Consider the following 25,362-nt stretch of genomic DNA (forward strand, 5'->3'; position numbering starts at 1 on the left):
GCCCCACCCCCGCCTCGCGGCGGGGTCCCGACCGGCCGGGCGGCCCGTACCATCGGGGTATGCGACGCTGGGCCCCTGACCTGGGCGACACCTGGGCTCCCGGCGCCGTGGCGGTGTCGCAGGCGCTGTGGTGGCTCGCCACCCGGCCGGACCCGCGGCTGGCGCCCGGCGTCTGCGCCGTCGCCGTGGTCGCCGTGGTCGCGCTGCTCTACCGCCGGCGGGTGCCCGGCCCGGCGCTGGCCGGTGCCGCCCTGGCCACCGCGCTGGCCGCCCCCGTCGTCGGGGCCGCCCCGGCCGGCCCGGCCGCGGTGCTGCTGACGGCGTACGCGCTGGTGGTGCACCGCACGGCGGCGGTCTCGGCGGCCGGCGTCGCGGCCGTGGTGGCCGGGTTCGCCGTGACGGCGGCGGCCTCCGGCGCGTCGGCGCGGGCCACCGTCGCGACCGCGCTCGTGCTCGGGGCCGTGGCCGCCGGGGTGTGGGCGGTCGGGCGGTTCCGCCGTCGGGTCCTGGCCGACCGGGCCTCGGCCGAGACCTTCCGGGCGGCCGTGGACGGGTTCGCGCCGCTCGCGGTCGCGCAGGAACGCCGGCGGCTCTCGACCGAGCTGCACGACGTGGCCGGTCACCGGCTGACCGCGATCCTCGTGTCCGCCGGTGCGGCGCTGCGCCTCGCCGACCCGGTGTTGCGGGAGCGGGCGATCGAACACGCGATCGGCGCCGGGCAGGCGGCGGTCGACGACCTGGACCGGGTGGTGGCGTCGGCGGGGCGGGACGACGAGGTCGGCATCGAGGCGGTCGACCAGCTGGTGGCGGGCCACCCGTGGGTGCGCTACGAGCGCACCGCGCGGGTCGTCCCGCCGGCGGTCGCGGCCCTGGCGCACCTGATCGTCCGCGAGGCGCTGACCAACCTCATGCGGTACGCGCAGGGCGCGGCGGCGACGGTGCGGATCACCGCCGACCCCGGCGGGTGCACCGTGACGGTGCTCGACGGGGGTGGCAGCCGCGCGGCCGGCGACGTGGGCAGCGGGCTCGGCATCGCCGGGCTCCGCGCCCGGGTCGAGGCGGTCGGCGGCGACCTCGACGCCGGGCCGGCCGGTCCGGGATGGCGGGTCCGGGCCCGGCTGCCGTGGCGGCCCGGGGCGGCACCGGGCGCCGCGCCAGGGACCGGAGCGACGCCGCCCGTCCGGGCGACGACGGGAGCGCCGCCGGGCGTCCGGATGTGGGCCGGGGCCGGCGCGGCGGTCCGGGACGGGGCGATGGTCGTCCTCGCGCTCGGGCTGTCCACGGGCACGGTGCTGCTGCCGGGCGGGGACGGCCCCGATCCGCTGGCCGCACCGATTCCGGCGACGCTGCTGGTCGCGCTGCTGGTGCTGCACGCGCTGCCGTTGGCGTGGCGCCGGCTCGCGCCCGGCGCTGCGCTGGTCGCGGCGTTGACGGTCCAGGTCGCCTGGCTCGCCGGCACCGCTGCCGGCTGGACCCGGCACGACCCGGCGGAGACGTTCCTGTGGTGCTGGTGGGTCGAGCTGGCGCTGGTGTACGCGGTGGGCGCCTACCGGCCCGCAGCCAGCCTCGGGTTCGCCGCGCCGTTGGCGGTGGCCGCCGTCGGCGGGGTGGCCCTGGGCGCGGGCGCCGACATCACCGGAAACCGTGCCGCGGCCGGTGCGGTGCTGGGCGTCGTGCTCGCGATACCGCTGGTCGCCGCCTGGCTCGCCGGCAGGCTGGTGACGACGCGGCGGTCCCGCCGGTCGACCGCCGAGGCCGCCGCACGGGAGACCGTGCGCCGGCACGCCGACAGCGCGGCGCGGGGCGAGCGCGCGCGCATCGTGGACGACCTGCGCGCGAGCGCGCGGCTGCACGCCACCTCGGCGCTCGCCGCGGCCGAGGCGGGCCGGCTGGACGAGGTCGCGGCGCAGGCCCGCGCCGGCCTGGTCGCCCTGCGACGGCTGCTGCACGGGCTGCCCCAGGACCGGCCCGACCCGCCGCCCGCCGTCGCCGCCCTGTCCGACCTGGCGGCGCGCCGCCGGTCGGCGCTGCGGTTCGTCGGCGAGCCACGGTCCCTGCCCGCGCCCCTGGAGGTGGCCGCGCACCGGGCGGGCGCGGCGCTCATCGCCGACGGCGCGGTGGCCACGGTGACGTACGTCGCCGGCGGGATCGGCCTGGAGGTCCGCCGCTGCCCGCCCGTCGGTGCGGAGGTGCTGCGGTCGCTGCGGGATCTGACGGACGCGGCCAGCGGTTCGGTGGCGGTCGACACCGACCGCACCACGGTCCGCGTCTGGTTGCCGGAGGCGCTGCGATGATCCGGGTCATCGTCGCCGACGACGAGGCCACGGTGCGCGCCGGCATCGCCGCGATCCTCGACGCAGAGCCGGACATCGCGGTCGTCGGCCAGGCCCACGACGGTGACTCGGCCGTCGCGCTCGTCGCGTCGACCACTCCCGACGTCGCCGTCCTGGACGTACGCATGCCAGCCCGCCGGCCCCCCGGTCCGGCCGCCTCGGTGCGGGGGCTCCGCCCGGAGGGCCCGCCCTCGGGCCGGCCGACCTGCGCCGACGGGATCGCGGCGGCCGCCGCGATCGGGGAGCGGCATCGGGCGACCCGGATCGTCATGCTGACGACGTTCGGCCTCGACGAGTACGTGTTCGCGGCGCTACGGGCCGGAGCGGCCGGGTTCCTGCTCAAGGACGCGGAGCCGCAGCGGGTCGTCGACGCCGTCCGGGTCGTCGCCGCCGGGGACGCGATGCTCGACCCGGGGGTCACCCACCGGCTCATCGACCGGTTCGCGACCGGGCCCGGGCCCGAGGACGCCGCACGCCTCGGCGGGCTGACCCCCCGCGAGACGCAGGTGCTGCACCAGGTGGCACGCGGGCTGTCCAACGCCGAGATCGCGGCGGTCCTGGGCATCAGCGCGTCGACGGTCAAGGACCACGTGGCGGTCGTCCTGGGCAAGCTGGGCGTGCGCGACCGGGTGCAGGCGACGATCGCGGCGTACGAGGGCGGGCTGATCCGCCCGGGGGTACGCGAGCAGCAGGCCCCGGAATCGTCGGGGCACCACGGGTCTCCACCGTCGAAGGGCCGGCTGCTCGGATGAAGGTCCGGCCGGTCGGCCATGCCGCACCCGGCCCCTACCGCCCCGTCGACTCCCTGAGTCACGCGCGGCTGTCGGAGATCGGCTCTCTGGTGCGTTCCTGCGGCGAGGCTGGCGCGGCGGCTCCACGAAGCAGGATCCCCGGCACACGCCGGCACCGGATCTGGTCAACCGTCAGTTCACCGCCGACAGGCCGAACCGGCTCTGGGTCGCCGACGCCACCCGCATCTCCTGCGGCGAGGGCGTGTCGTACTCGTCGACGATCAGAGCTGCCAAGTCGATCTGCACGTCGGGCAGCGCACGTGAGCAGTCGCCTCCGATGCTGCCGCGCCTTGACGGCGGCAGAGCGCGCCCTGGGGGCAGATCGCCGACCCGGACGCGCTGGTGACCGGGACCGCGACGCAACCGGGTCAGGGGTTGTCAATCTTGGTCAGCGTGGTGACCTCGCCGTTGGTGGTGGTGACCGCGACCAGGCCACCCTGCTTTCCGGTCAGCCACTTCGTGAGCTCGGACGCAGAGATCCAGTGACCGGCGCCGGCATGCACCGAGACGATGCCGTCCCCGCCGCCGACGTTCTCCCACGACGTCAGCTTCGGCGCGGACCGGACCGGGATCGTCAGCTTCGTGTGGCTCTCGACGATCTGGTACGGGTCGCTGCACCTGATATCGCTCAGTCGATCTTGAACTGCTTGCAGTAGTCCGCACTGGCCATCACGAGCACCGGCTGAGCCACCGCGGAGTGCGCGATCGGATCGTACGAGTAGAGCTCCACCATCGGCTGGCTGGAGCCGTTCGTCGGGTCGGTGAAGTGCGCCGGCTGACCCACCACCGGCGACCGGAGATCGACGTCCGCGAAGGTCACTGTGGCCTCCCCTTCGGTCGTGTCGTTGAGCGCCCCTAGGCCGTGTTTCAGAGGTGGGTGCGCTGGTGGGTGTGGCTGTGGTGTGTCGTTGATCGGGATGTGAAGAGGTCTCCGGTAGGTAGTTCATCGACCAAGACGAACTTCAGACCGGAGACCTCGTGGCCACGATACCGGCGACGAGGCGGCATGACCTGACCGACCGGCAGTGGACGGCCCTGGAGCCGCTGCTGCCGGTGGGCAAGAAGCCGGGTCGGCCGCCGAAGCGGAAAAGACGGCAGCTCATCGACGGGATTCGGTGGCGCACGCGGGTCGGGGCGCCGTGGCGGGACGTGCCGGACTGCTACGGGCCCTGGCAGACCGTGTACGGGCTGTACCGGCGTTGGCAGCGTGACGGCACGTGGCAGCGGATCGTGACCGGGTTGCAGGCCTGCGCTGACGCCGTCGGTGCGATCACCTGGGACGTCAGCGTGGACTCCACCAGCGCCAGCACGCCGCCGGAGCCCGCAGGAGAGCAGACCTGCAGAAGGAACCACCCGGCGGGGTGGGTGAGGAACCGGCCGACCATGCGTTGGGCCGGTCGCGGGGTGGGTTGACCACGAAGCTGCACCTGTCTTGTGAGCAGGGGCAGAAGCCGCTGTCGTTCGTGTTGACCGCCGGGCAGCGTGGTGACAGCCCGCAGTTCGTCCCGGTGCTGGCCGGTATCCGGGTGCCCAGGCCCGAGGGTGGCAGGCCGCGCACCCGTCCGGATCGGGTTCTGGCGGACAAGGCCTACAGTTCGCGGGCCAACCGCGAGTACCTGCGCCGTCGGGGCATCAAGGCGGCCATCCCGATCAAGGCCGACCAGGCGGCCAACCGACGGAAGAAGGGTTCCAAGGGCGGCCGGCCACCGGTGTTCGACCCGGTGACCTACCAGCAGAGACACGCCGTGGAGTGCGGTATCAACCGGTTGAAACGCCACCGCGGGGTAGCCACTCGGTACGACAAGCTCGCCGTCCGCTACGAAGCCACCGTGCACATCGCAGCGATCAACGAATGGCTACCCCGCTTCTGAAACGCGGCCTAGTAGATCAAGAACAAATCGAACGCCCTCTCAGGACATCGAGTTAAGGCGATCTAGGACCAGCCTCGTGGCGTCTCGCGCCGCGACGAGGTCGGCAAATAACTGCGGGTCGGGCGGGTCGTCCGTACTGACTTGCTCGCAGGCGCTGCCACCAGCTTCGGCGAGGGACAAGGCTCGTTTCCATTCGCGCTGTGCCTCGGGTTCTGGAATCGGCGCAGAACCCGAGGCTGCCCGCACGGCCGTCAGGAGGTCTGTGCACACCGGCCTCATCTGCGCGAGGTCAACCCGGCCGACTCCGAACTTTTGCGCTGACCCCTGCCACACTCGGTGCAGCCGGACCCATTGATCGATGAGGTGCCGCAGCAGCACGTCGCCGCCCTGGTCACGCCAGGTTGCGACGGCCGTCGCAACCTGGCGTGGTACCGGAAAGTGGCTATGCGGCAGCAGGTCTTCGCGCATCTGGCGGGTCGTCGGCAGCGTCGCGCTGCCCTGCTCTGCCGCCGTCGTAGAGCTAGCAGCCTCCGTCCCCCCGGGGTCACCCGTCCTCAGGACGATCACGAGCATGACCACGGCGACCGTGATCACGCAGTAGACCGCCACGCCCTGCCGCGAAACGTCACGTGCAACGGGGTTTGCGCCGCGCTGAACGGCGTTGTTGCGTCGTAATAGGGCAGTAAGGGCGGTAACCACGATTGCCAGCCCAGCGGCGAGCACCAAAGCCATACCCAGAGCGCTGCCGAGATTCCCCCAGGCGGATCCGGGCCGCCAGCCGCACGTGTCCCGGAAGACTGCAAGCGCGTCGACACAACCCTCCAACGACGCGTTCAGGAACAGCCCGACAAAACCCAGCAGGACGGTGGCCTGGGCTGCAGCCATGGCGAGGACCAGCCTGTGGTTGGCCACCGTCGCGCTCACCGAAAGGGCCACCGCCGCCGCTGGCAGCACCATAGCCAGGACCATCAACTGCTCCTGGATCAGGATGAATAGGCCGAACCGGTGTCCCGGCGGGATATGCCAGCCGCGCAGGTACACCTGCACGCCAGCGACAGCCGTCCAGGCGACGAGACCACCGAACGCGACGGGAAGGAATACTTGGCGCAGCCTCACGAGCCCAGCGGCCTGCCAAGGACCAGCACCGTCCGCCCATCGTGGCGCCCCAGCCGATGGCCGCACCGTCCACGCGAGGAGCGGGGTCAGCGTCAGCGCGACGGCCGCCAATATGAGCAAGGGCCACAACGGAACAGCCGCCAGCAGCGTCGTCGTGATATTGACCATTGCCATCATGATTGGGTGACTCGCGGCGATCTCCGGATCTACCCGCGTGAGGAACTCGCGGCCCAGGCTCGGGTTGAACCGTACTCCGGCCGAGTAAAGCAAGCCGGTGTACTGCCACCATTGCACCCACGATGCCAGCAGCAGAAATCCCGCGGTCAGGGTCATCACCATCGGTGGGAACAGGGTCCGTCCACGCCAGACACTCGCCCACAGGCCGGCGCACCGGGTGGTCCACCAGCCAAACGCTGCCCCAGCGATCAGTGGGAAGACGAGTGTCTCTGGCCGGGCTGGCAGCCATTGACTTCCGGTGATCTGGCCCATGAGAAGCTCGCCTGCGACCATGCCGCCGCCTAGCCAAATCCCGGCAGCCACGCCGGACGGTGCTGAGCGCGAGGTGAGCACGGCATAGGCGGCCGCTCGCCAAAGAGCGATTCCGGCCACTGCACTGACCATTGCAGGGCCCGCCAGCAACTGCAGAACGTATACAGCGGAGCCTGGCCACGGCCCGAACAAGCCATGAAACCCCAGGCGATACGCCATAAGGTAGGACGTTACGGCAACAGTGATCACCGTGCTTGACGCTCCGGTGAGGAACATTGGCAGCCCGCGCACCCCGATCAAGGCAGCCGGATCGGCGAGCGACTCCCGGCGCCGGTCCCAGCGCGGGTGGGTCTGCCACAGCTCAGTGAACGAGGCCACCATCCTGTTGCTTGAGCTTCCTCTGTGGCCAGCCCAGCCTTGCGGGCTGGCACCGAGCTCGACTGCGGCCCGATCGGCATAGACCTCCCGTACCCGCAGCACGTCATAGCGGGCAAGGTAGACCAGGACCGTCAAGAATGCGGGAATGGCCAGATAGCGGATTGCCGCCGGCGCGTGGCTCGGCCAGTAAGGCGTCGGAAAGATGGCGGCCAGCCGCATGGCACCCCATACCGCGTAGGGGACGAGGACCAGGGCCAAAAACACCCGCCACAGGGCAACCGTGGCATAGGCAGCCGTAACATCCTTGTGCCGAACGTGCGCCAGTTCGTGTAACAGCACCGCCCGGAACACCTGTGGGTCGCTGGTTCTGCGGGTAAGCAGCCCGGCGTTGAGGCAGACCACTGGTTCGCTATCGCTGCCGAACACCACCGCGTTCGCTGACATGGCGGCAGGGTTGACGACCGCTTTTGGCGAGTTGATCAGCCCTGTCTCTGTCGCCAATTGTTCGAGCAGTGCGGCGATCTCGCCGTCCTGGTCGCAAGCACTTAGCGGGACAACCCGGCCCGGCCGGGCCTTCCATCGCGACAGAAACCGGAACAGCCCCCAGGCAAGGGCCAATACACCGGCAGGCCAGGCTAGGACCAGCTGGATAGGCGGCGCCCACTGAAAACGGGCCAGGCACTCGTCGGAAAGGTGGTCGTAAAGGATGTCATAGAGGACGCCGATCAGGTTCCCGGTCCGGCCAAGAGAGCTGGTATCGACCGGCACCGGCCCGCAGCCCAGCCCGGCCGCGCCGTATAGGCTCGCGCTGACATCAAGCATCATCGTGCCGCTGGATACCAGGATCAGTACGACGAGAAACGCGAACCTTGCGTTGGTACCGCTAGTCAGCGCACGGTCTGTCGTCATGGGATGCTCATCCGGGCTCATCCGAGGCTTGCGGCCCGGCATCGGCTAAGACGAGCTGGGTCACGACCATGTCAGCCACTGCAGCCGCCCGCTTTTCCTCCAGGCAGACCCGGAGAGCGGCCTCCATCACCTGACGGCGAACCTGGGCAAGCTGCTCCCGGGCGAGGGGCGGAACAGCGACCTGGGCGGTCTTCTGCCGGACAACCTTACGGAACAGCACCTTGAGCCGTCGCGTCGAGCCGTTCACCGCACCGCCGGCAATCTTCTGCGCGATCTGGTCCAGCACCAGCCACACCACCGGTGTGATCAACACCAGCATGTCATCCAGCCCGAAGCCCAGTTGCTCACGCCGGCTTCCGCTGCGGCGAAGCCGCCTGATCACCGTTGCGTCGTCCAGTTGACTGAGCCCTGCGACAAGGGGCAGCTCTTCCGGAGCAACCTCAGCAATGACCGCGTGTACCACCTCGCGGACCAGAAGCCCCATGCGCTTCCTCCCCTGGAGCTAGGGAAAGTTATGTTCATGAGTATCACAGCGTCGCGCAAACCCGTTGCCCCACCACTACTCAACGACGCTGGCGCGAGCGCTACATCCCTCCCAACATCTCTACTCCGCTACCGTCCGCCCGACCGAGCACGTCGACATCGTCGTGCACAACGACGAGCCCCAGCAGCCGGCCTGGGAAACCCGGACACACTGGGGTACGGTCCCGTTGGGGCAGCGACGCGAGAGCGATGTCCAGCACGGTGCGGTGATCCAGGGTGCAGCCGCATGGGCAGCCACCGAAGTCGTCAACCAGTTGACGTGTCGGGCCGTGGGCAGTGTCCAGCCAGCGTTGCGTGTCACGTACCACCGGTAGGTCCCGGCGGGACGCGTGAGGTGGCCCGTCATGCCGACGGCCCGGCGTGCCCCCGGGGGCTCCGCCGCGCTGGTCAGAAGTGCGGGAATCAGGTACGTGGACCTTTCGGCAGTCACCGGCGAACCTTGGCCTGGCCGTTGTCCCGACCCTTGTTCGGCACCCATGCCCGCCCAGGTCAACCACGACCGACCACCCAAACGTCTACCCAGCTGGGCAACATCCACAACACTGACCACAGTGGATGGCAGCCTGTACCGTGCCAGAAACTCGCCGCACACACGGTGAGCTGGGACGTCCCGGTTCGCGTCGAGGATCATCGGTATGGTGGTTCGGCTGGTGCATCTGATGATGATCCGGCTGGTCGGCGCTCTGGGGCTGCTGGTCCGAGGCGACACCGCGTTGCTGGCTGAGGTCCTCGCCCTGCGCCATGAGGTGGCGGTGCTGCGCAGACAGCTGAACGGCCGGCCCCGGTTGGCCTGGCCGGACCGGGCTGTCCTGTCGGCCCTGGCCCGTCTACTGCCCACCGCCGTCCGGGCCCACCGGCTGGTCACCCCCGCCACGCTGCTCGGCTGGCACCGGCGGCTGCTGCGCCGCCACTGGACCCACCCACGCAAGGCCGGGCGGCCGCCGGTCAGCGACGAGATCCGCGACCTGGTCCGACGCCTCGCCCGAGAGAAGCCTCGATGGGGACATCGGCGCGTCCAGGGCGAGCTGCTACGGCTGGGCCATCATGTCGGCGCGGGCACGATCCGCCGCCTCCTCGCCTCCCGGCGGCTCGGCCCGGCACCGCGAACCGTGGACACCAGCTGGCGGACGTTCCTGCGTGCCCAAGCGCACGGCCTGCTGGCGATCGATTTCTTCCACGTCGACACGATCCTGCTGCGACGCTTGTACGTGCTGGTGGTGATGGAGGTGGCCACTCGCCGCGTCCATTTACTCAGGGTCACCGCCAATCCGGATCACGCCTGGGTCGTCCAGCAGGCCCGCAACCTCGTCATGGGCCTCGACCAACAGACCAGCCGGTACCGTTTCCTGATCCGAGACCGGGACGGCAAGTACAGCGCAGCGTTCGACGAGGTCTTCGCCGCCGAGGGCATCACCGTGGTCAAGATCCCGGCACAGACACCGCAGGCGAACTGCTACATCGAACGCTGGGGACGCAGCCTCCGCGAAGAGTGCACCGACCGGCTGCTGATCTACGACGAACGACACGCCCGAACCGTGGCCGGCGAGTACGTGGACCACTTCAACAACCACCGACCGCATCAAGGCCGACAGCAACTGTCACCGAACCACGACCCAGCCGTCGTCATCGCGATGGACGCCCCGATACGACGCCGACAACGCCTTGGCGGCGTGATCAACGAGTACCACCGAGCAGCCTGAACCGAGCTTCAAAACCCCAGCTCACAGCAGTTAACGCAGTTTTGGCACGGTACACCCCCGCCGGCTCCGCTACTCAGGCGAACCGGTTCTCCCCCCGCGTGGTCAGCCAGCTGGGACGGGGGTACTTCGTGTCGGGTCCGTCGGCACCCCACGGCCAGGATCCGAGCAGGCCCATCAGGGCGGAGAACCGAGACGAGTTCCGCTCGATCATCTCCGGCGTGGTGGAGGCCCAGAACAGCTCCTGAGGCAACAGGTGGAAGCGGACCATCGGCAGCATGAGCGTCACCCGCTGTCCCTGGGCGGTGCGGGGCACGGCGCCGTGCCACAGGGCCCCGTGGTGTAGAATCACCGATCCGGCTGGCGCCTCGACGACCTCCACGTCTGGGTGGTCGTGCATCATCAGGTGCGACTCCGGCACGTCGGCGCACAGCTTGTGGCTTCCGGGCAAGACGCAGAGCGCGCCGTTCTCCCTGGTGTAGTCGGTCAGGGCCCAGGTGACGGTGCAGTACTGCGCGTCGCTCGGCCAAGGCGCCGGGACCTTACGGCTCTGATCGGCGTGGAACGCGAACGGCGCGCTCGACGTCTGGTCCTTGATCGCCGCGGTGCACTGACCGAGCTTGGCCCGGTAGCCCAGCAGGTAGGCCACCAGCGCCAGCGGCGCCGGGGCCATCAGCGCCTCCTCGAATATCCGGTCCCGGGGCAGGAGGTGCCACAACAGTCGACCCCGGGGGTGGCCTGCGTCGAGGGGCTCCGAACGGTCCTGCCGGTCGATCTCCAGGACCATTTCCCGCAGGCGTGCACAGAACTCCAGCGGGGCGGCGGTTCCCGGCGGCAGCACGGTATAGCCCTTCGTCTCCAGGTCGATCGCGTAACGGTCCAGATCCAGCTCACGTAGTTGCGCCCGAACGTGCCGGGCCGCCTCCAGGTCGGTCGGCAGCCGGTCCTGTTCCACCTTCTTCGCCGCCAGCGAACGCAGCTCGGCGAGCTCTCTCATCACGCCAATGTGATCGATCGGCACCTGGCCACCTCACTTCCGCGCGTCGACACATCGGCTGCATCGATCGTTGATGATTCACCGCACGTCCCCCCCGTCACCCGTCCGCCCGGGGCGGCCGGTCAGGGCCGCGAGCACGTCCAGCCCGATATGCGCGGGAACGGCGGCGGGTCGGTACGAGACGACCACCGGCATCCCGTCGTCGCCGGCCGGCCACATCTCGACGTGCAGGTCTAACGGGAGGTCCAGGTACGGCTGGCGGACGAACGTCGTCCGGGCCCCGGGCAGGGTCAGCTCCGGCGTCGTGTTGTCCTGCATGGCGACGAGGACCTGGAACAGTGGTGATCTGTCTCCCCGGTGTCGGGCGAACCGGACCAGCTCGTCGAACGGCACATCCTGGGCGGCCAGCGCGCGGTCGACGACGTGCCCGGTCGCGCGCACGGCCTCGGTCGTGCCGTCGAGGGCCGCCCCTCGCAGCCGCACGCAGACCATAGTGAGATGGCAGCCGACGGCGAGGTCCAGGCCCGGCACGTCGCGCTGTGCCACCGGCACGCCAACCGTCACGTCCGGCTGTCCCGTCGCCTCGCTGATCGCCCGGCCGCAACGGGCCATGAGCGCCGCGAACCGGGTGGCGCCGACCTGTGCCGCCACGGCGTCCAGCTCCGCCAGCTCCCGCCAACCGAGAACGCCTGTCAGGTGGGCCACCCGCGCTCCGTCAGGGGGCCGGGGAACCGCCGGCCAGTTGACGGGGGGTGCCCCGAGAAGCTCGGCGGTCAGGTGGTCGTGGTGATCGCGCGCGGCCGTGACCGCCGTCCGCCGTACCCGCTCGCGGTGGATTTCGCGCAGGGACGGTGGCGCAGTCCCCTCCCCGCTCCCGCCCCCGTACCCCAGTGCGACGCGGTACGCCCGGCCCAGGTCACGGGCGAGCACCGCCTCCGACCAACCGTCGAAGGCGACGTGGTGCACGACGCAGCCGATGACGGCGAGGGTGTCGGTCACCGGCACCACGCCCACGCGCCACACGTCGCCGTCCTGCGGGGCCAAGGCGCTGCCGAACTCGTCGCGCAGGAACCGGATCGCGGCCTCGGTCGACTGCGCGGCGGGGAGGACCTCCAGGGGCGGCGACGGCACGTCCGCCGGCACGATGGCGAGCCGGGAGTCTAGGTCGTACACCGCCCGCAGCGCCTCGTGCCGGTCGTGCACGGCCGCCGCAGCGGCGTCCAACGCGCCGGGGTTCAGGTCGCCCTCCACCACCCAGAAGAGCAGGCACAGGTTCGTCCGGTCCGCGTCGTCGATCAGGTCGCGCATGAGGTGAACCAGTTGCATGGCGGTCAGTGGCACACCGTTCTCATCGGCGGTGCCAGCCACGGACGCGGGTGCGGCCGGCGACGGGCCGGCGCGCAGCCGTTCGGCCAGCCGCGCGGCGCTCGGGCTCGGATGCAGCCAGGACACGGGCACCGGACGGCCTAGCGCGGTGGACAGTCGGGCGCAGACCCGCCCGGCCGCCAGCGAACTGCCGCCCAGTTCGGCGAACGGCACGTCCACCGGGACGCCCACCCGCCCGAGGACCGCCGCGAAGGTCTCCGCGACCTCGCGTACGACGGGGTCGTCGGCCGGTGGCCGGGGGGCGGCCGCCTGGTCGCCCGGCGGGGCGTCGTGCCGATCCGCCGCGTCCAAGGCGACGGCCAGCAGCGCGCGCTCGTCCAGCTTGCCGTGGGCGGTCACCGGGAAGCGGTCGACCGGGAGCACCGCGGCTGGACGGTGCTGCGGTGCCAGGGTCCGACGGAGAACGTCGAGCGCTCCGGCCAGCGGGTCCCCGGCCCGCGCCGGAACGCAGAACGCCACCAGTTCCCGTTCGGTGCCCTGCGCCGCCTGCCGGGCCACGACCCGGCAGTGCCGCACGCCGGGCAACAGGCGCTCGATCCGGCGTTCCACCTCTGCCGGTTCGACCCGGTGGCCACGTACCTTCACCTGGCGGTCCAGCCGGCCCCGGAAGTGCAGCACCCCGTCGGCGTCGAACTCACCCAGATCGCCCGTGCGGTAGACCCGGACGCGGGCGCCGCCGACGGACACGTGCGGGAAGCGGGCCAGGGTCGCCTCGGGATCGTCGAGGTAGCCCAGCGCCAGGCCATCACCCGACAGGCAGATCTCGCCGACGTCGCCGACGTCGCACGGCCGGTCGCCGTCGAGGACCGACACCGCCGTGCCGGGCACCGGGCGCCCGATCGGGATGCCGTCCGGGCGGTCGCAGTCGGCGGCCGTGATCCGGTGGGTGGTCGCGAAGACGGTGCTCTCCACCGGGCCGTAGCCGTTGAGGAGGACGACGCTCGGATGCCGGACGAGGAACCGGCGGACGTGCGGCGGCGAGAGCCGCTCCCCACCGGTCATGACCTGCCGGAGCCCGGCGAAGGCGGCGACGTCCTCGTCGACGATCAGGTTGAACAGGCTGCTGGTGAACCAGGCCGTGTTCGCCCCGTGCGCCTCGATCGCGCGACGCAGTGCCTGAACCGAGAGGTACGGTTCGCTGACGACGACGGCCGTACCGCCGTTGAGCAGCGCGGCCCACAGCTCCAGGCAGAACGCGTCCCAGGGCAGGGCGGCGGCCAGCGGGATCACGGTGTCGGTCGAGAACTCGGCGAACGTGCCGGGACGGAAGAGCCGGGCGACGGCCCGGTGCGGCGCGAGCACGCCCTTGGGCTGACCGGTGCTGCCGGACGTGAAGAACACGCAGCACGGCGCCTCCCCGCCGACCTCGGCCGGCCGGAAGCCGTCGGCGGCCGGGATCGGCCCACGCAGCACCGTCCACGTCGGAACCCCGAGCGCCGCCGCGGCCGGATCCCCGGCGGCGGCGATGAGCGTGGGATGCAGGAGTGCCACGACCTCGCGAAGCCGCTCGGCCGGCCAGTCCCGGTCGAGCAGGCTGTATGCCGCGCCGGTCTTGAGCACCGCCACGATGGCGGTGACCAGCGGCGCGCCGCGGGGCAGCAGGACGGGCACCCGGACACCCGGGCCGACACCGGCCGCCGCGAGGTCCGCCGCCCACGCGTGCGCCGCTCGATCCAGCTCCCGGTAGGTCGTGGGGTGGCCCTCGGCGGACACGACGGCGGGCGCGTCCGGCCGAGTGAGCGCCCACCAGGCGACCGTCTCGTGGAGCCCCGCCGGGGTGCCTCGTCCCCGCACCGCTCCGCTGTGGTCTGACAGCACGACCTCCCCCGGGCGTCGCCGCTTTGTCCGTTAAGGAGCGTCAGCATAGCAAACTAACATCGATGAAAGTATAGATTTGATCATTTGAATGGGGCACCATGGATCGCGGCCACAGGTGGGGGCGCGGCCGAAGAGCCTCGACAGGAGGATCGGGCGTCTGACCTCTCGCGCGCGTCCACATCGGCTCTGATGAGCGGCGCATAAGGGGGAAGATGAGCCGGGACCGTTCCTTCGACGTCGCCGTGGTGGGAATGTGCGCCAGGGTTCCCGGATCTCCCAGCATTGGGCGTTGGTGGTCGGCGATCACTGCGGGAAAGGTGTCCGTCCGACGCTTCGACCGACCCTATCTGCGTGCTGTCGGCGTCGCCGCCGAGCTGCTCGTAGACCCCGACTATGTGCCCGTTCACGGCTTTCTGGGCAATGCCGACCGGTTCGACAATACGCTGTTCAGGATCCCTCCGCGCGAGGCTCAGACAATGGACCCTCAGCATCGGCTGATGATGGAGGCGGTGTGGTCCGCCCTGGAGGACGCGGGCGTGCCGCCAGTCGGCGGCGGCGGTTTGACAACCGGGATTTTTGCATCGATGAACGGCAGTGGATATCTGCGCCGGATCATGGCCAACGGTCCGCTCGACCCCACCACCATCGAGGATGTCCTACACGGCACCGAGCCGGACTTCATGGCGAGCCGCATTGCTTACAAGCTCGATCTGACCGGACCCGCGGTCGCGGTGCAGTGCGCCTGTTCCTCGTCACTGGTGGCCGTTCATCTCGCCGTGCGGTCCCTGTTGGACGGCGAGTGCGACCAAGCCGTCGTCGTGGCCGCCGGCGTGGCGTTCCCGCAGGCCGGCTACCTGCACATCCCCGGTGGAGTGCTCTCCTCCACCGGCCACTGCCGACCGTTCGACGCCGCTGCCGACGGGGTGGTCGCGGGGTCCGGCGTGGCCTGCGTGGTGCTGCGTCGCCTCGCGGACGTGGGCCGGGACGACCCGCCGCCGCACGGTGTCGTGCTCGGCAGCGCGGTGAACAACGACGGCGCGGCCAAGGTCGGCTACTACGCGCCCTCGGTGGGTGGGCAGGAAGCGGCGATCCGTGCGGCGCTGACCAACGCCGCCGTGTCGGGCGAGTCGATCGGCTACCTGGAGGCGCACGCCACCGGGACCCGGGTGGGCGACCCGATCGAATGGGCGGCCGCCTCCGCGGCGCTCACCGCCGAGGGCGCCTCCCCGGGGCAGGTGGCGCTGGGCGCGGTCAAGGCCAACATCGGCCACCTCGACGCCGCGGCCGGACTGGCCGCGCTGATCAAGGCCCTGCTCGTCGTCCGAGGGGGCGTCATCCCGCCGGTGGCCGGGTTCGCCCGGTACAACCCGATGCTGGAGGTCGACGGCTCGCCGCTGCGGGTGCCGATCGAGGCCCGCGAGTGGACCGCCGGCCGGCCGCGCCGGGCCGGCGTCAGCGCCTTCGGCATCGGCGGCACCAACGTGCACGCGATCGTCGAACAGGCGCCGGCGCCGCAGCGGGTGAGACGTCCCGTGCGGCGCGTCGGCCGGGTGCTGCTGCTGTCCGCCACGGACACCGCCGCCCTCGGCCGGTCCTCGGCGGAGCTGGCCGATTTCCTCGCCGACGGGTCCCCCGACATGGGCGAGGTCGCGGTGACGTTGGCGACCGGTCGCACCCCGCTGGCCGAACGGCTCGCGCTCACCGGCCGGTCCGCCGCCGAGGCACGGGAGCGGCTGCGCACCGGGACCGGGGTCGTACGCGGCACCCGCCCCGGCACCGGCCCGGCTCCGGTCGTGTTCCTCTTTCCCGGGCAGTCCACGCAGTACGCCGGGATGGCGCTCCCGCTGGCCGAGACGCTGCCCGGCTTCACCGACCGCCTCGACGCCTGCCTGGCGGAGTTCGAGCCGGAACTGGCGGCACGGGCGCACCGAGCCCTGCTGGACGACACGACCCCAGCGGCGGAGCTCGCCGAGACCGAGCTCGCCCAGCCGGCGCTGTTCGCCATGCAGTACGCGGCCGGCACCGCCCTGGGGGAGATGGGGGTGGCCCCCGTGGCGGTCGCCGGCCACAGCCTCGGCGAGGCCACGGCCGCCTGCTTCGCCGGGATGATGAGCCTGCGGGCGGCGGCCCGTTTCGTGCGTACCAGGGGGCGTGCCATGCAACAGTGCCCGCCCGGGGCGATGCTGGCCCTGCGCTGCGACGGGGAACGCGCCCGTGACCTGATCGGGCGGTCGGGCCGCCGACTGGCACTCGCCGCGACCAACTCAGCCAATGCCAGCACGGTGTCCGGTACGACGGACGAGGTTGACGCCTTCGTGCGGTGGCTCGCCGACGCGGTGCCCTGGCGGCGGCTCTCGGCCAACCGCGCCTTCCACTCCGCCCTCGTCGAACCGGCCGTCTCCCAACTGGCGCGGGTGCTGGCCGCCACCGACCTGTGCCCGCCGATGATGCCCGTCGCGCTGAACGCGACCGGCGAGCTGCTTGCCCGGGGTGCCGCCGTCGATGCGGACCTGCTCGCTCGGCAGGCCAGTTCCACCGTCCGGTTCGCCGAGGCGCTCGCCGGGATCGGCGGGGCGTTTCCGGGGGCGATCGCGGTGGAGATCGGGCCGGGCCGCACGCTGTCGGAGCCGGCTGGGTTGGCCGGGCTGACCGCCGTACCGCTGTCGCCCGGCCCGGAGGCCGACGACGTGCTCAGCGCCCTGGCGACGCTCTGGACGCGCGGACAGCCGGTCGACGTGCACGCGCTGTGCGGGCCGGGCTCCCGGACCCGCCTGCCCAGTTACCCGTTCGCCGGCCCCGCCTGGCTGTTGCCCGAGGCCGCCGCCGTGGACGCCGCGCCGGTGGCACCCGCGCCGGCCCCACCGGCCCCGCCGGTGCCGGACCGGCCGGCGGGCGCCGCCCCGGTGGACGACACGGCAACCGTGATGGCTTCGCTGTGGACCCGCCTGCTCGGCTGCTCGGACCCGGGCGAGGACGCCGATTTCTTCAGCCTGGGCGGCGACTCCCTGCTCATCACCCACCTCGCCCGCCATGTGAACAAGGAGTTCGGCATCCGGCTCCCGGTGCGGCCGATGCTCTCGGCCAGGACGCTGGGCGCGCAAACCGAGGTCGTCCGGCAGCAGCGCCGGATCCAACAACCGGCGTTGACCGGCGTGCGAACCGACGAGCCGTGACGCGGGCGGACCGTCGCCCCACGTCAACGAACCGTTCCAAGACGGAGGAACCTGTGACGCAACCGTCCCCACCCACCGAGGTGCCCTCGGCCGGTCAGGCCGATCGCCCCGACGGCGAGCGCGCCCGGTCGCTCGTCACGGCGCCCGCACCAGTGCCGAGCCTGGTGGCGCGGCAGGCGGCGGACCACCCGGACCGGGTAGCCGTGGTGGGTGACGGACAGGCCGTCACCTACGCGGAGCTGCTGGGGTGGGCGGACGACATCGCGCTGCGCCTGCGCGCGGCCGGCGTGGGGCCCGGCCAGCTCGTCGGAGTCCTCGTCGAGCCGTCGGTCGCCATGGTGGCGGCCGTGCTGGGCGTGTTCCGGGCCGATGCCGGCTACGTTCCGGTGGACCGTTCGGACCCGGGCCGCCGCCTCGGTGCCATGTTCGCCGACGCCGGTGTCGTGGCGGTGGTGACGTCGGCCGCCACCCGGAACCGCCCGCTGGGCGGGGCGCTCCCGCGGGTCGACGCCGCCTGGGGCGACCACTCGGCGGACGTGGCCGGCGGGTCGCGCCCGGTCCCCCCGGCGGACGAGGGCGAGGGGGCGGTCCCGCCGACCCGACCGGCGTACGTCATCTACACGTCCGGCAGCACCGGCGAGCCCAAGGGGGTCCTCGTCGAGCACGGTCAGCTCGCCGCCTCCACGCTCGCCCGCCGGGCCGTCTACCCCGGCGCCCCGACATTCCTGCTGGTGTCACCGCTGGCCTTCGACTCCTCGGTCGCTGGGTTGTGGGGCACGCTCAGCGCCGGCGGCACCCTCGTGGTCGCCGGGCCGGACGACATGCGTGACCCCGACCGCCTGACCGACCTGGTCCACGAACACCGGGTGACCCAGATGCTGTGCCTCCCCTCGCTCTACGCCCGCCTGCTGGACGCGGCGGCCCGCGGCGGCCTGCATCGACTCAGATCGGTGCGTACGGTCGTGGTCGCGGGCGAGCCGTTACCGCAGTCCGTCGTGACGCGGCACTTCGCCGCTCACCCCGAGGTCGTCCTGGTCAACGAGTACGGACCGACGGAGACCACGGTCTGGGCCACCTACCGACGCTTCGACGGCCCCGGCCCGGTCTCCATCGGCGGTCCGGTTCCGGGCGCCTCGGTGTACGTCCTCGGCCCGGACCTGCGGCCCGTCCCGCCCGGCGAGGAGGGCGAACTGTTCGTCGGTGGGGGCGGGGTGTCCCGCGGTTACCTGGGCCGCCCTGGAGCCACCGCGCTGGCCTTCCTCCCGGACCCCTTCGCCGGTGTCCCCGGGGCGCGGATGTACCGCACCGGCGATCTGGTCCGCCGTGACGCGGACGGCACCCTGCACTTCATCGGCCGCCGGGACCATCAGGTGAAGGTGCGCGGCCACCGGGTGGAGCTCGGCGCGGTGGAGGCGAGCCTGCGCGCCTGTCCGGGGGTGGGCGAGGCAGCCGCCGTCGTCGACTCCGAGGGCGAGCTGACCGCGTTCGTCGTCGCGGACGACGGCGCCACGGCGTTCGCGCTACGGCACCAGCTCTCCGACCGGCTCCCGGTCGCCGCCGTGCCCACCCGGTTCCGGTTCGTCGACGGGCTCCCGCTCACCGTCAGCGGCAAGGTGGACCGCGGCCAGCTGAACACGCTGGCCGGCACAGCCGCTCCTGCCGCCGGGCCGGGGCCGGCGGGAGCCGGAAATCCGCCGCCCGCGCCTCCGGGCGACCGCGACCTCACCGCCCAGATCTCGGCGGCCTGGGCCGAGGTGCTCCAGATCAGCCAGGTGCCCACCGACGTCAACTTCTTCGACCTGGGTGGTCACTCCATGGCGATGTTCCGGTTGCAGGACGCCCTGGAGCAGCACACTGGCATCCGCCCCTCGGTGGTGGCGCTGTTCCGGCACACCACGATCGCCGCCCAGGCGGAGATGGTCTTCCGGCCCGGCCGTGCCGTGCCGGCCGGGACCCGTCACGCCGCCGTCCACACCCGCGGCCGTCTCGCCCGAAGCCGGCCGGCCCGTACCGAACAGGAGACCACGCCATGAGCGGATCCTCCTCCCGCTGGCTGGAGGTCGCCGTCCCGAACGCGGGGGCGCCACGCCGACTGGTCTGTTTCCCGCACGCCGGTGGGTCGGCGGTGTTCTTCCGTGACTGGGGTCGGCGGCTACCGGAGTGCGAGGTGCTCGCGGTGCGTTACCCCGGGCGGGGCGAGCGTATCGACGAGCCCGAACCCACCGACCTGGTCCCCCTGGCGCGGGACATCGCGGAAGCGCTCGTGCCTCTGGCCGATCGACCGATGGTCCTGTTCGGGCACAGCATGGGCGCGGTGGTGGCCCTGGAGACCGCCCGCGCGATGCGGGCCGCCGGCGTCGAGCCGGCCCATCTGATCGCCTCCGGATCGCGCGACGTCCCCGCCGACGAGCCGGCGTTCCGGGGTGCGGAAGAGGAGGAGGACGACGACGCGATCCTGGCCCGCCTGGTCCGCCTGGGCGGCACCGACGCCGAACTCGCCGAGGACCCGATCTTCCAGGAGCTGGTGCTGCCGTACATCCGCAGCGACGGGCGGATGTTCCACGCGTACCGGATGGAGCCGACGCCCCGGCTCGGCTGCCCGGTGACCACCGTGGTCGGCGACATTGACACCGACGCCGACCGGCGGCCCTGGCGCGAGCTCACCACCGGCGCGCACCGCGAGGTGTCGGTGCGGGGCAATCACTTCTACCTGGTGAACGAGCCACCCGTCGACGTCGTCCGCTCCGCCCTGCGGGCCGGGTCGGCGGCGGGGCGGTGAGCATGGACGCGACCGTGGCCATCGACCCGTACGCCGACGAGCCGTTCGTCGCCACCGCCGCCCGGGACGCCGCGCGCGAGCGGGACCGCCGCTATCTCTGGCACACCTGGTCACCGGTCGACGCCGACCGCACCGAGCTGATGATGGCGCGTGGACAGGGCTACCACCTGTGGGACGTGCACGGTCGGCACTACGTCGACGCCAGCTCGGCGGCGCTCAACGCCACCTGCGGGTACGCCCACCCCCACGTGGTCGCCGCGGTGCGGGACCAGATCGGCCGGCTCCAACACTTCGACCTCTCGATGGGCGGACACGAACCGGCGGGTCGGCTGGCAGAGCGCATCGCCTCGTTGCTGTCCCCGGACCTGTCCCGCACCTTGCTGGTCAACAGCGGCTCCGAGGCTATCGAGGCCGCCGTTTTCATCGCCGCCTCGTACTGGGCGCACGTGGGCCGGCCGCGGACCCGCCTGGTCACCTTCTCCCGCAGCTACCACGGCGCGACCTTGCTGACCAGGTCCATGTCGCGACTGCCGCGGTCCCTGCACCCCTTCGCGCCCTCGGCGCCGGTCACCTTCGTGGACTTGCCGGCGGAGCCGGTGGTCCTGCGCCGGCCCGAGTCACTGGGCGGCCTGCTGGACGCGTTCGCGGCGGCCATCGGCGACGACCCGGCCGACCGGCCCGCGGCCGTGGTGGTCGAGCCGTTCCTGAACGTGGGCGGGGCCGTGGTGCTGCCGGAGGGCTTCCTCCGTGGGTTACGCGAGCTGTGCGACTCGACGGGTACGTTGCTCGTCCTCGACGAGGTCTTCACCGGCTTTGGCCGGACCGGGCGGATGTTCGCCTTCCAGCACGAGGGGATCGAGCCCGACATCCTCGTCACCGGCAAGGGCCTGTGCAGCGGATACCTGCCGATCGCCTCCCTGACTGCGCGCCGGCACATCTACGACAGCTTCGCGGCCGATCCGGTCGCGGGCGGCCTGCGGTACGGGCACACGACCTCCGGCCATGCGGTCGCCTGTGCCGGTGCCCTGGCCACCATCGAAGTCCTCGAACAGGAGGGACTGGTGGACCGGGCCGCGCGGCTCGGCGCCCGCCTGCTGGAGCAGCTCACCCCGCTGAACGGCCGGGGCCAGGTCGTCGACGTACGCGGCCTGGGCCTCACCGTGGTCCTGCAGATGGCCTCCCCCGAGGCGGCCACGGCGCTGCTGGACCGGGGACGGGCCTACGGTGTGCTGCTGCGGAGGCCGACCGACGCCGTCATGGCGATCCCGCCGCTGGTCATCGACGAGGCCGGCATCGACGCGGTGGCGGAGCGAATCCACCGCGCCCACCGGGACATGTCATGAGCGACACGCATCCCTCCACCCGCGTGCTGGACGCGATCACCCGGGCCAGGGCGGGTGAGCCCGCCGAGCCGGGCCAGGTCGAGGCGCTCGTCGCCGACTACCTCGCCGGCCGGGTCCCGGACTACCAGATGTCCGCGTGGCTGGCCACCGTCGCCTGCCGTGGCCTGGGCTCGACGGACACCGTCGCGCTGACCCGTGCGTACGTCGCCGACGGGCGGTCGCTGGACCTCGGCGGCGTCCCCCGGCCGGTGCTGGACAAGCACAGCACGGGCGGGGTGGGGGACAAGACCAGCCTGGTGGTCGTGCCGGTGGTGGCTGCGTGCGGGTGGCGGGTGGCCAAGATGAGCGGCCGGGGGTTGGGCCACGCCGGCGGGACGGTCGACAAGCTGGAGTCGCTGCCGGGTCTGCGCCTCGACCTGTCCGCCGACGACGTGCGCCGCTTCCTGCTCGAGGTGGGCATGGTCATCACCGGGCAGAGCGCCGACCTGGCCCCCGGCGACCGGGCCACGTACGCCCTGCGTGACGTCACCGCCACGGTCGAGAGCATACCGCTGATCGCGGCCAGCATCGTCAGCAAGAAGGCGGCGGTCGGGGCGGACGGCCTCCTGCTGGACGTCAAGACGGGCGCCGGGGCGCTCACCCCGGACCCCCGCGACGCGGTCGACCTGGCCCGGACGATGGTGGACATCGCCACCGGGTTCGGCCTGCGGTGCCGGGCCGCGATCACGGACATGAGCCAACCGTTGGGGTACGCGGTCGGAAACGCCCTGGAAGTGCGCGAGGCCGTGGCGGCGTTACACGGCGAGCACGTGCCGGGTCTCACTCCGCTGTGCCGGATCCTCGCCCGGATGATGGTGCAGCTCGCGGATCCGACGCTCGACGACGAGGCCGCCGGGGCGCAGGTGGATCACGCCATCGCCAGCGGGGCGGCGTACGATATCTTCCGCCGCTGGGCGCGGGCCCAAGGCGCGGACACCCGCTGCCTCGACGACCCGGACCGGCTGCCGACCGCCCCGCACCGGACCACGGTGACGGCCACGGAGTCCGGCTGGATCACGGGCGTCGACCCGCGGGCCGTCGGCACCGCCGCTCTGCACGTGGGTGCCGGCCGTCTCCTTCGGGACGCGACGATCGACCACGGGGCGGGTGTGGTCCTGCACCGCCGGGTCGGTGACCGCGTCACCGCCGGCAGCCCGCTAGCCGAACTCCACCACACGAAGGGCGACCCGGACACCGCTCTCGCTCTCGTCCGGTCAGCCTTCGCCGTGGGCGCCGAACGCCCCGAGGACGCCCCGATCGTCCATCGGATCGTCGAGGCTGGCGCGGCATGACGTCACACAGGGAGGGACCATGACCGTAGCTGTCGATGATCTGCGGGCAGCCACGAGTTCGGTACGGGTGACCTTCGACGGGGTGCCGCCGGACCCGGTACCCGTCGCGGGGACGGGGGAGGTCGCACCGGAGGCGTTCGACGAGATCGTCGACCGGTACGACCGGCACGGCTTCGCCATCATGCAGCTGGCCTCCGGACCGTTCGACCGGGACGCGGTGCTGGCGCTGGGCCTGTCGCTCGGCCTCGGCGAGCCCTTCGTGCCGCCGCTCTACACGATGGGCGACTCGGACGCCGCAGCCGTCTCCCGGATCTCCGCGGCGGCGAACGCGGGCACCGGCGACGGCGACCATCCGTCGTTCGGCCGCACCGTCGGGCAGCGCTTCCACTGCGACGGGACGTTGCAGGACATCGGGTTCGTCAAGGCGTCCGTGCTGCTGTGCGAGTCTGTGGCGGAGGCGGGGGGAGAGACGATCCTGTTCAACTCCTCCGCCGCCTACGCCGAGCTGATGGCCGTGGATCCGGCGGCGGCCGTGGCGCTGGCCACGCCCGGCGCCCTGATCCGCCAGGCCAACATCGGCGGGTGCACCGACACCCACGTCGGCCCAGCGTTCACCGTCCAGGACGGACAGCTGGCGTGCGGGTACTCGGTCACCGACACGGACCGGTGGGCCACTCCGGCCGGAGTCGCGGAGGACGACCTGCGCCGCAGCGTCGAATTCCTGCTGCGCGCCTCCATGCCGGGATCCCGCTTCCACCTGGAGCGGCGGCTCGCCGCACAGCAGGCGATCGTCTTCGACAACACCCGCATCTCGCACGGGCGCCTGGCCTACCGCGACTCACCCGACCGGCACCGCTGCGTCTACCGGGGGTTGTTCCTCCAGCGGCCCACCCGGCCGGTCGGGGCCGCCCGACGTTCGCCCGCCGCCGTCGCGCGGACGTCCCCGCCTCCGTCGGACGACGCGGTGGCGGCAACGGACGGCATCCGCCGGACCACACTGTGGGCCGCACCGTGAGCGATCTGGCGATCCACGGGGGCGAGCCGGTGCGACCGCCGGGTCGGGCGTGGCCGAGGTGGCCGGTGGCCGCTCCGGCCGTACCGCAACTGCTCACCGAGGCCCTGCACAGCCGGCGGTGGTCGGTCAGCAGCCCGCACGAACCTGGCCACGAACTCTTCGAACGCCGTTTCGCCGCAGCTTGGGCCGACTACCTCGGCGTCGGCCACTGCGTCCCGGTCGACCACGGGTCCAGCGCGCTGGTGATCGCCTTCGAGTCGTTGGGCCTGGAGTACGGCGACGTCGTGGCGGTGCCGGCGCTGACCTGGGTGGCCAGCGCCTCGGCGGCGTTGCGGGCCGGGCTGCTGCCCGTACTGGCCGACGTCGACCCCACCACCGGCTGCCTCGACGCCTCGGCCCTCGACCAGGTGCCCGACGCCCGGGTCGTCCTGCCGGTGCACTGGGCGTGCGGCATGGCCGACGTGCCCGCCCTGGTGACGGCCGCGCAGGCCTGCGGTGCCGTGGTGGTGGAAGACGCCGCGACCGCCCACGGTGCGCGCTGGAACGGGCGGGCGGCCGGGACGATCGGACGGATCGGCTGTTTCAGCATGCAGAACTCGAAGGTCCTCGCCGCCGGTGAGGCCGGGGCGGTGGTGACCGACGACGACGCGCTGGCGGGCCGGCTGGAAGAACTGCGGGCCGATTCACGTAGGGCGGTGCGTGATCCCGGGACGGGCGGCGTCGAATTGACGCAGAGCTGCACGGTGCAAGGTGTGAACTTCGCGCTCGGCGAATTCGGTGCGGCCGTTCTGTGCGGCCAGCTCACCGCCTTCGACGAGCAGCAGCGCATCCGCAACGCGAATTACGCGACCCTGCTCGGATTGCTGGACCAGGTCGATGGGGTGCGCCCCCTGAGGCACCGTCCGGAACAGACCGTCGGCTCGATCTACGAGGTGGCCCTGGTGGTCGATCCGTTGCCCGCCGGCGTGACGAATGCCGACTTCGCCGCAGCCCTCACTGCGGAGCTGGGTGTCCTGTGGCGGACACCGACAGTGCCGTTGCAGCGCAACCGAATGCTCCAACCGTGGACAAAACCGGCCCTGCGTACCCTCGCCGACCGGTTCCGGGCCCGGCACCGCGATGTGGCGTTCACCGGTGCCGAATACCTGGCCGCGCACGCGGTGACCTCGCACCACAGCACCTTTCTCGGTACGCCGGAGGACATGACCGACATCGTCACCGCATTCGGCAAGGTCATACGGGGGTTGGGGCGATAGGCCGGGCAACCGGGTTCGCGACCCCGTGGCGTATTGTCGTCGACGCGGATATCCGGGCGACCGCGCGCCGCCGGGTGCCGCTCCGCGGGCGGACCCGACGGCGTTACCCTGATGTGGGAATTCGTGGATCGAGGACC

The 25,362-nt window shown here is 72.1% G+C and carries 16 protein-coding genes and 1 pseudogene; 11 read left to right on the forward strand and 6 right to left on the reverse strand.

Annotation, left to right across the window (positions count from 1 at the left end):
* Positions 1–59: 59 nt before the first annotated feature.
* Both LPA42_RS05370 and LPA42_RS05375 read left to right on the forward strand, forming a co-directional pair.
* On the forward strand, positions 60–2,294 hold the full coding sequence (locus LPA42_RS05370) for a histidine kinase (protein ID WP_228986374.1): 2,235 nt from the start codon (positions 60–62) through the stop codon (positions 2,292–2,294).
* Positions 2,291–3,085 carry a response regulator transcription factor gene (locus tag LPA42_RS05375; RefSeq protein WP_077935931.1) on the forward strand — a complete coding sequence of 265 codons (795 nt, stop codon included), beginning with the start codon at positions 2,291–2,293 and terminating at the stop codon, positions 3,083–3,085. Before LPA42_RS05370 ends, LPA42_RS05375 begins: the two co-directional genes overlap by 4 nt.
* A gap of 407 nt (positions 3,086–3,492) precedes the next feature.
* Here the strand turns inward: LPA42_RS05375 and LPA42_RS33765 are convergent, their stop codons facing one another.
* Positions 3,493–3,627, reverse strand: coding sequence for a hypothetical protein (locus LPA42_RS33765; protein WP_255378718.1), 135 nt, complete (start codon positions 3,625–3,627; stop codon positions 3,493–3,495).
* A gap of 125 nt (positions 3,628–3,752) precedes the next feature.
* On the reverse strand, positions 3,753–3,944 hold the full coding sequence (locus LPA42_RS05380; RefSeq protein ID WP_077935932.1) for a hypothetical protein: 192 nt from the start codon (positions 3,942–3,944) through the stop codon (positions 3,753–3,755).
* 158 nt (positions 3,945–4,102) lie between these two features.
* On the opposite strand from LPA42_RS05380, the pseudogene LPA42_RS05385 reads away from it, so the two are divergent.
* Positions 4,103–4,995: pseudogene (locus LPA42_RS05385) on the forward strand (IS5 family transposase).
* A 39-nt stretch (positions 4,996–5,034) separates the two neighbouring features.
* Here the strand turns inward: LPA42_RS05385 and LPA42_RS05390 are convergent.
* Positions 5,035–7,887 (reverse strand): M48 family metallopeptidase, encoded by a 2,853-nt coding sequence (locus LPA42_RS05390; protein WP_158229372.1) that lies wholly within the window; start codon positions 7,885–7,887, stop codon positions 5,035–5,037.
* Positions 7,888–7,894: 7 nt separating this feature from the next.
* Positions 7,895–8,371 carry a hypothetical protein gene (locus LPA42_RS05395; protein ID WP_077935934.1) on the reverse strand — a complete coding sequence of 159 codons (477 nt, stop codon included), beginning with the start codon at positions 8,369–8,371 and terminating at the stop codon, positions 7,895–7,897.
* 694 nt (positions 8,372–9,065) lie between these two features.
* Here LPA42_RS05395 and LPA42_RS05400 point away from each other — a divergent pair.
* Positions 9,066–10,130, forward strand: a complete 1,065-nt coding sequence (locus LPA42_RS05400) for an integrase core domain-containing protein (protein WP_077935935.1) — start codon at positions 9,066–9,068, stop codon at positions 10,128–10,130.
* 73 nt (positions 10,131–10,203) lie between these two features.
* Here the strand turns inward: LPA42_RS05400 and LPA42_RS33770 are convergent, their stop codons facing one another.
* Together LPA42_RS33770 and LPA42_RS05410 are read right to left on the reverse strand one after the other, a co-directional pair.
* Positions 10,204–11,148 (reverse strand): phytanoyl-CoA dioxygenase family protein, encoded by a 945-nt coding sequence (locus LPA42_RS33770; protein ID WP_077935936.1) that lies wholly within the window; start codon positions 11,146–11,148, stop codon positions 10,204–10,206.
* A 54-nt stretch (positions 11,149–11,202) separates the two neighbouring features.
* Positions 11,203–14,304: a non-ribosomal peptide synthetase gene (locus tag LPA42_RS05410; protein WP_158229373.1), complete on the reverse strand. Its 3,102-nt coding sequence runs from the start codon at positions 14,302–14,304 to the stop codon at positions 11,203–11,205.
* A gap of 236 nt (positions 14,305–14,540) precedes the next feature.
* On the opposite strand from LPA42_RS05410, the gene LPA42_RS05415 reads away from it, so the two are divergent.
* The 7 genes from LPA42_RS05415 to LPA42_RS05445 all read left to right on the forward strand — a co-directional run bounded on the left by LPA42_RS05415 (position 14,541) and on the right by LPA42_RS05445 (position 25,225).
* Positions 14,541–17,501 (forward strand): type I polyketide synthase, encoded by a 2,961-nt coding sequence (locus tag LPA42_RS05415; RefSeq protein ID WP_077935938.1) that lies wholly within the window; start codon positions 14,541–14,543, stop codon positions 17,499–17,501.
* Positions 17,502–17,554: 53 nt separating this feature from the next.
* Positions 17,555–19,534 (forward strand): non-ribosomal peptide synthetase, encoded by a 1,980-nt coding sequence (locus LPA42_RS05420; RefSeq protein ID WP_198956436.1) that lies wholly within the window; start codon positions 17,555–17,557, stop codon positions 19,532–19,534.
* Positions 19,531–20,280 carry a thioesterase II family protein gene (locus LPA42_RS05425; RefSeq protein ID WP_077935939.1) on the forward strand — a complete coding sequence of 250 codons (750 nt, stop codon included), beginning with the start codon at positions 19,531–19,533 and terminating at the stop codon, positions 20,278–20,280. The genes LPA42_RS05420 and LPA42_RS05425 overlap by 4 nt, the downstream gene beginning before the upstream one ends.
* Before the next feature lie 2 nt (positions 20,281–20,282).
* Positions 20,283–21,623: an aspartate aminotransferase family protein gene (locus LPA42_RS05430; protein ID WP_077935940.1), complete on the forward strand. Its 1,341-nt coding sequence runs from the start codon at positions 20,283–20,285 to the stop codon at positions 21,621–21,623.
* Positions 21,620–22,954 (forward strand): thymidine phosphorylase, encoded by a 1,335-nt coding sequence (locus LPA42_RS05435; protein WP_077935941.1) that lies wholly within the window; start codon positions 21,620–21,622, stop codon positions 22,952–22,954. Before LPA42_RS05430 ends, LPA42_RS05435 begins: the two co-directional genes overlap by 4 nt.
* 19 nt (positions 22,955–22,973) lie before the next feature.
* The gene (locus LPA42_RS05440; RefSeq protein ID WP_077935942.1) at positions 22,974–23,969 is read left to right on the forward strand and encodes a TauD/TfdA family dioxygenase; all 996 of its coding nucleotides are present in this window, start codon (positions 22,974–22,976) and stop codon (positions 23,967–23,969) included.
* A gap of 65 nt (positions 23,970–24,034) precedes the next feature.
* Positions 24,035–25,225 (forward strand): DegT/DnrJ/EryC1/StrS family aminotransferase, encoded by a 1,191-nt coding sequence (locus LPA42_RS05445; RefSeq protein ID WP_228986375.1) that lies wholly within the window; start codon positions 24,035–24,037, stop codon positions 25,223–25,225.
* Positions 25,226–25,362: the final 137 nt, after the last annotated feature.

Source organism: Micromonospora sp. DH13 (assembly GCF_020873825.1).
GTDB lineage: Bacteria > Actinomycetota > Actinomycetes > Mycobacteriales > Micromonosporaceae > Micromonospora > Micromonospora haikouensis.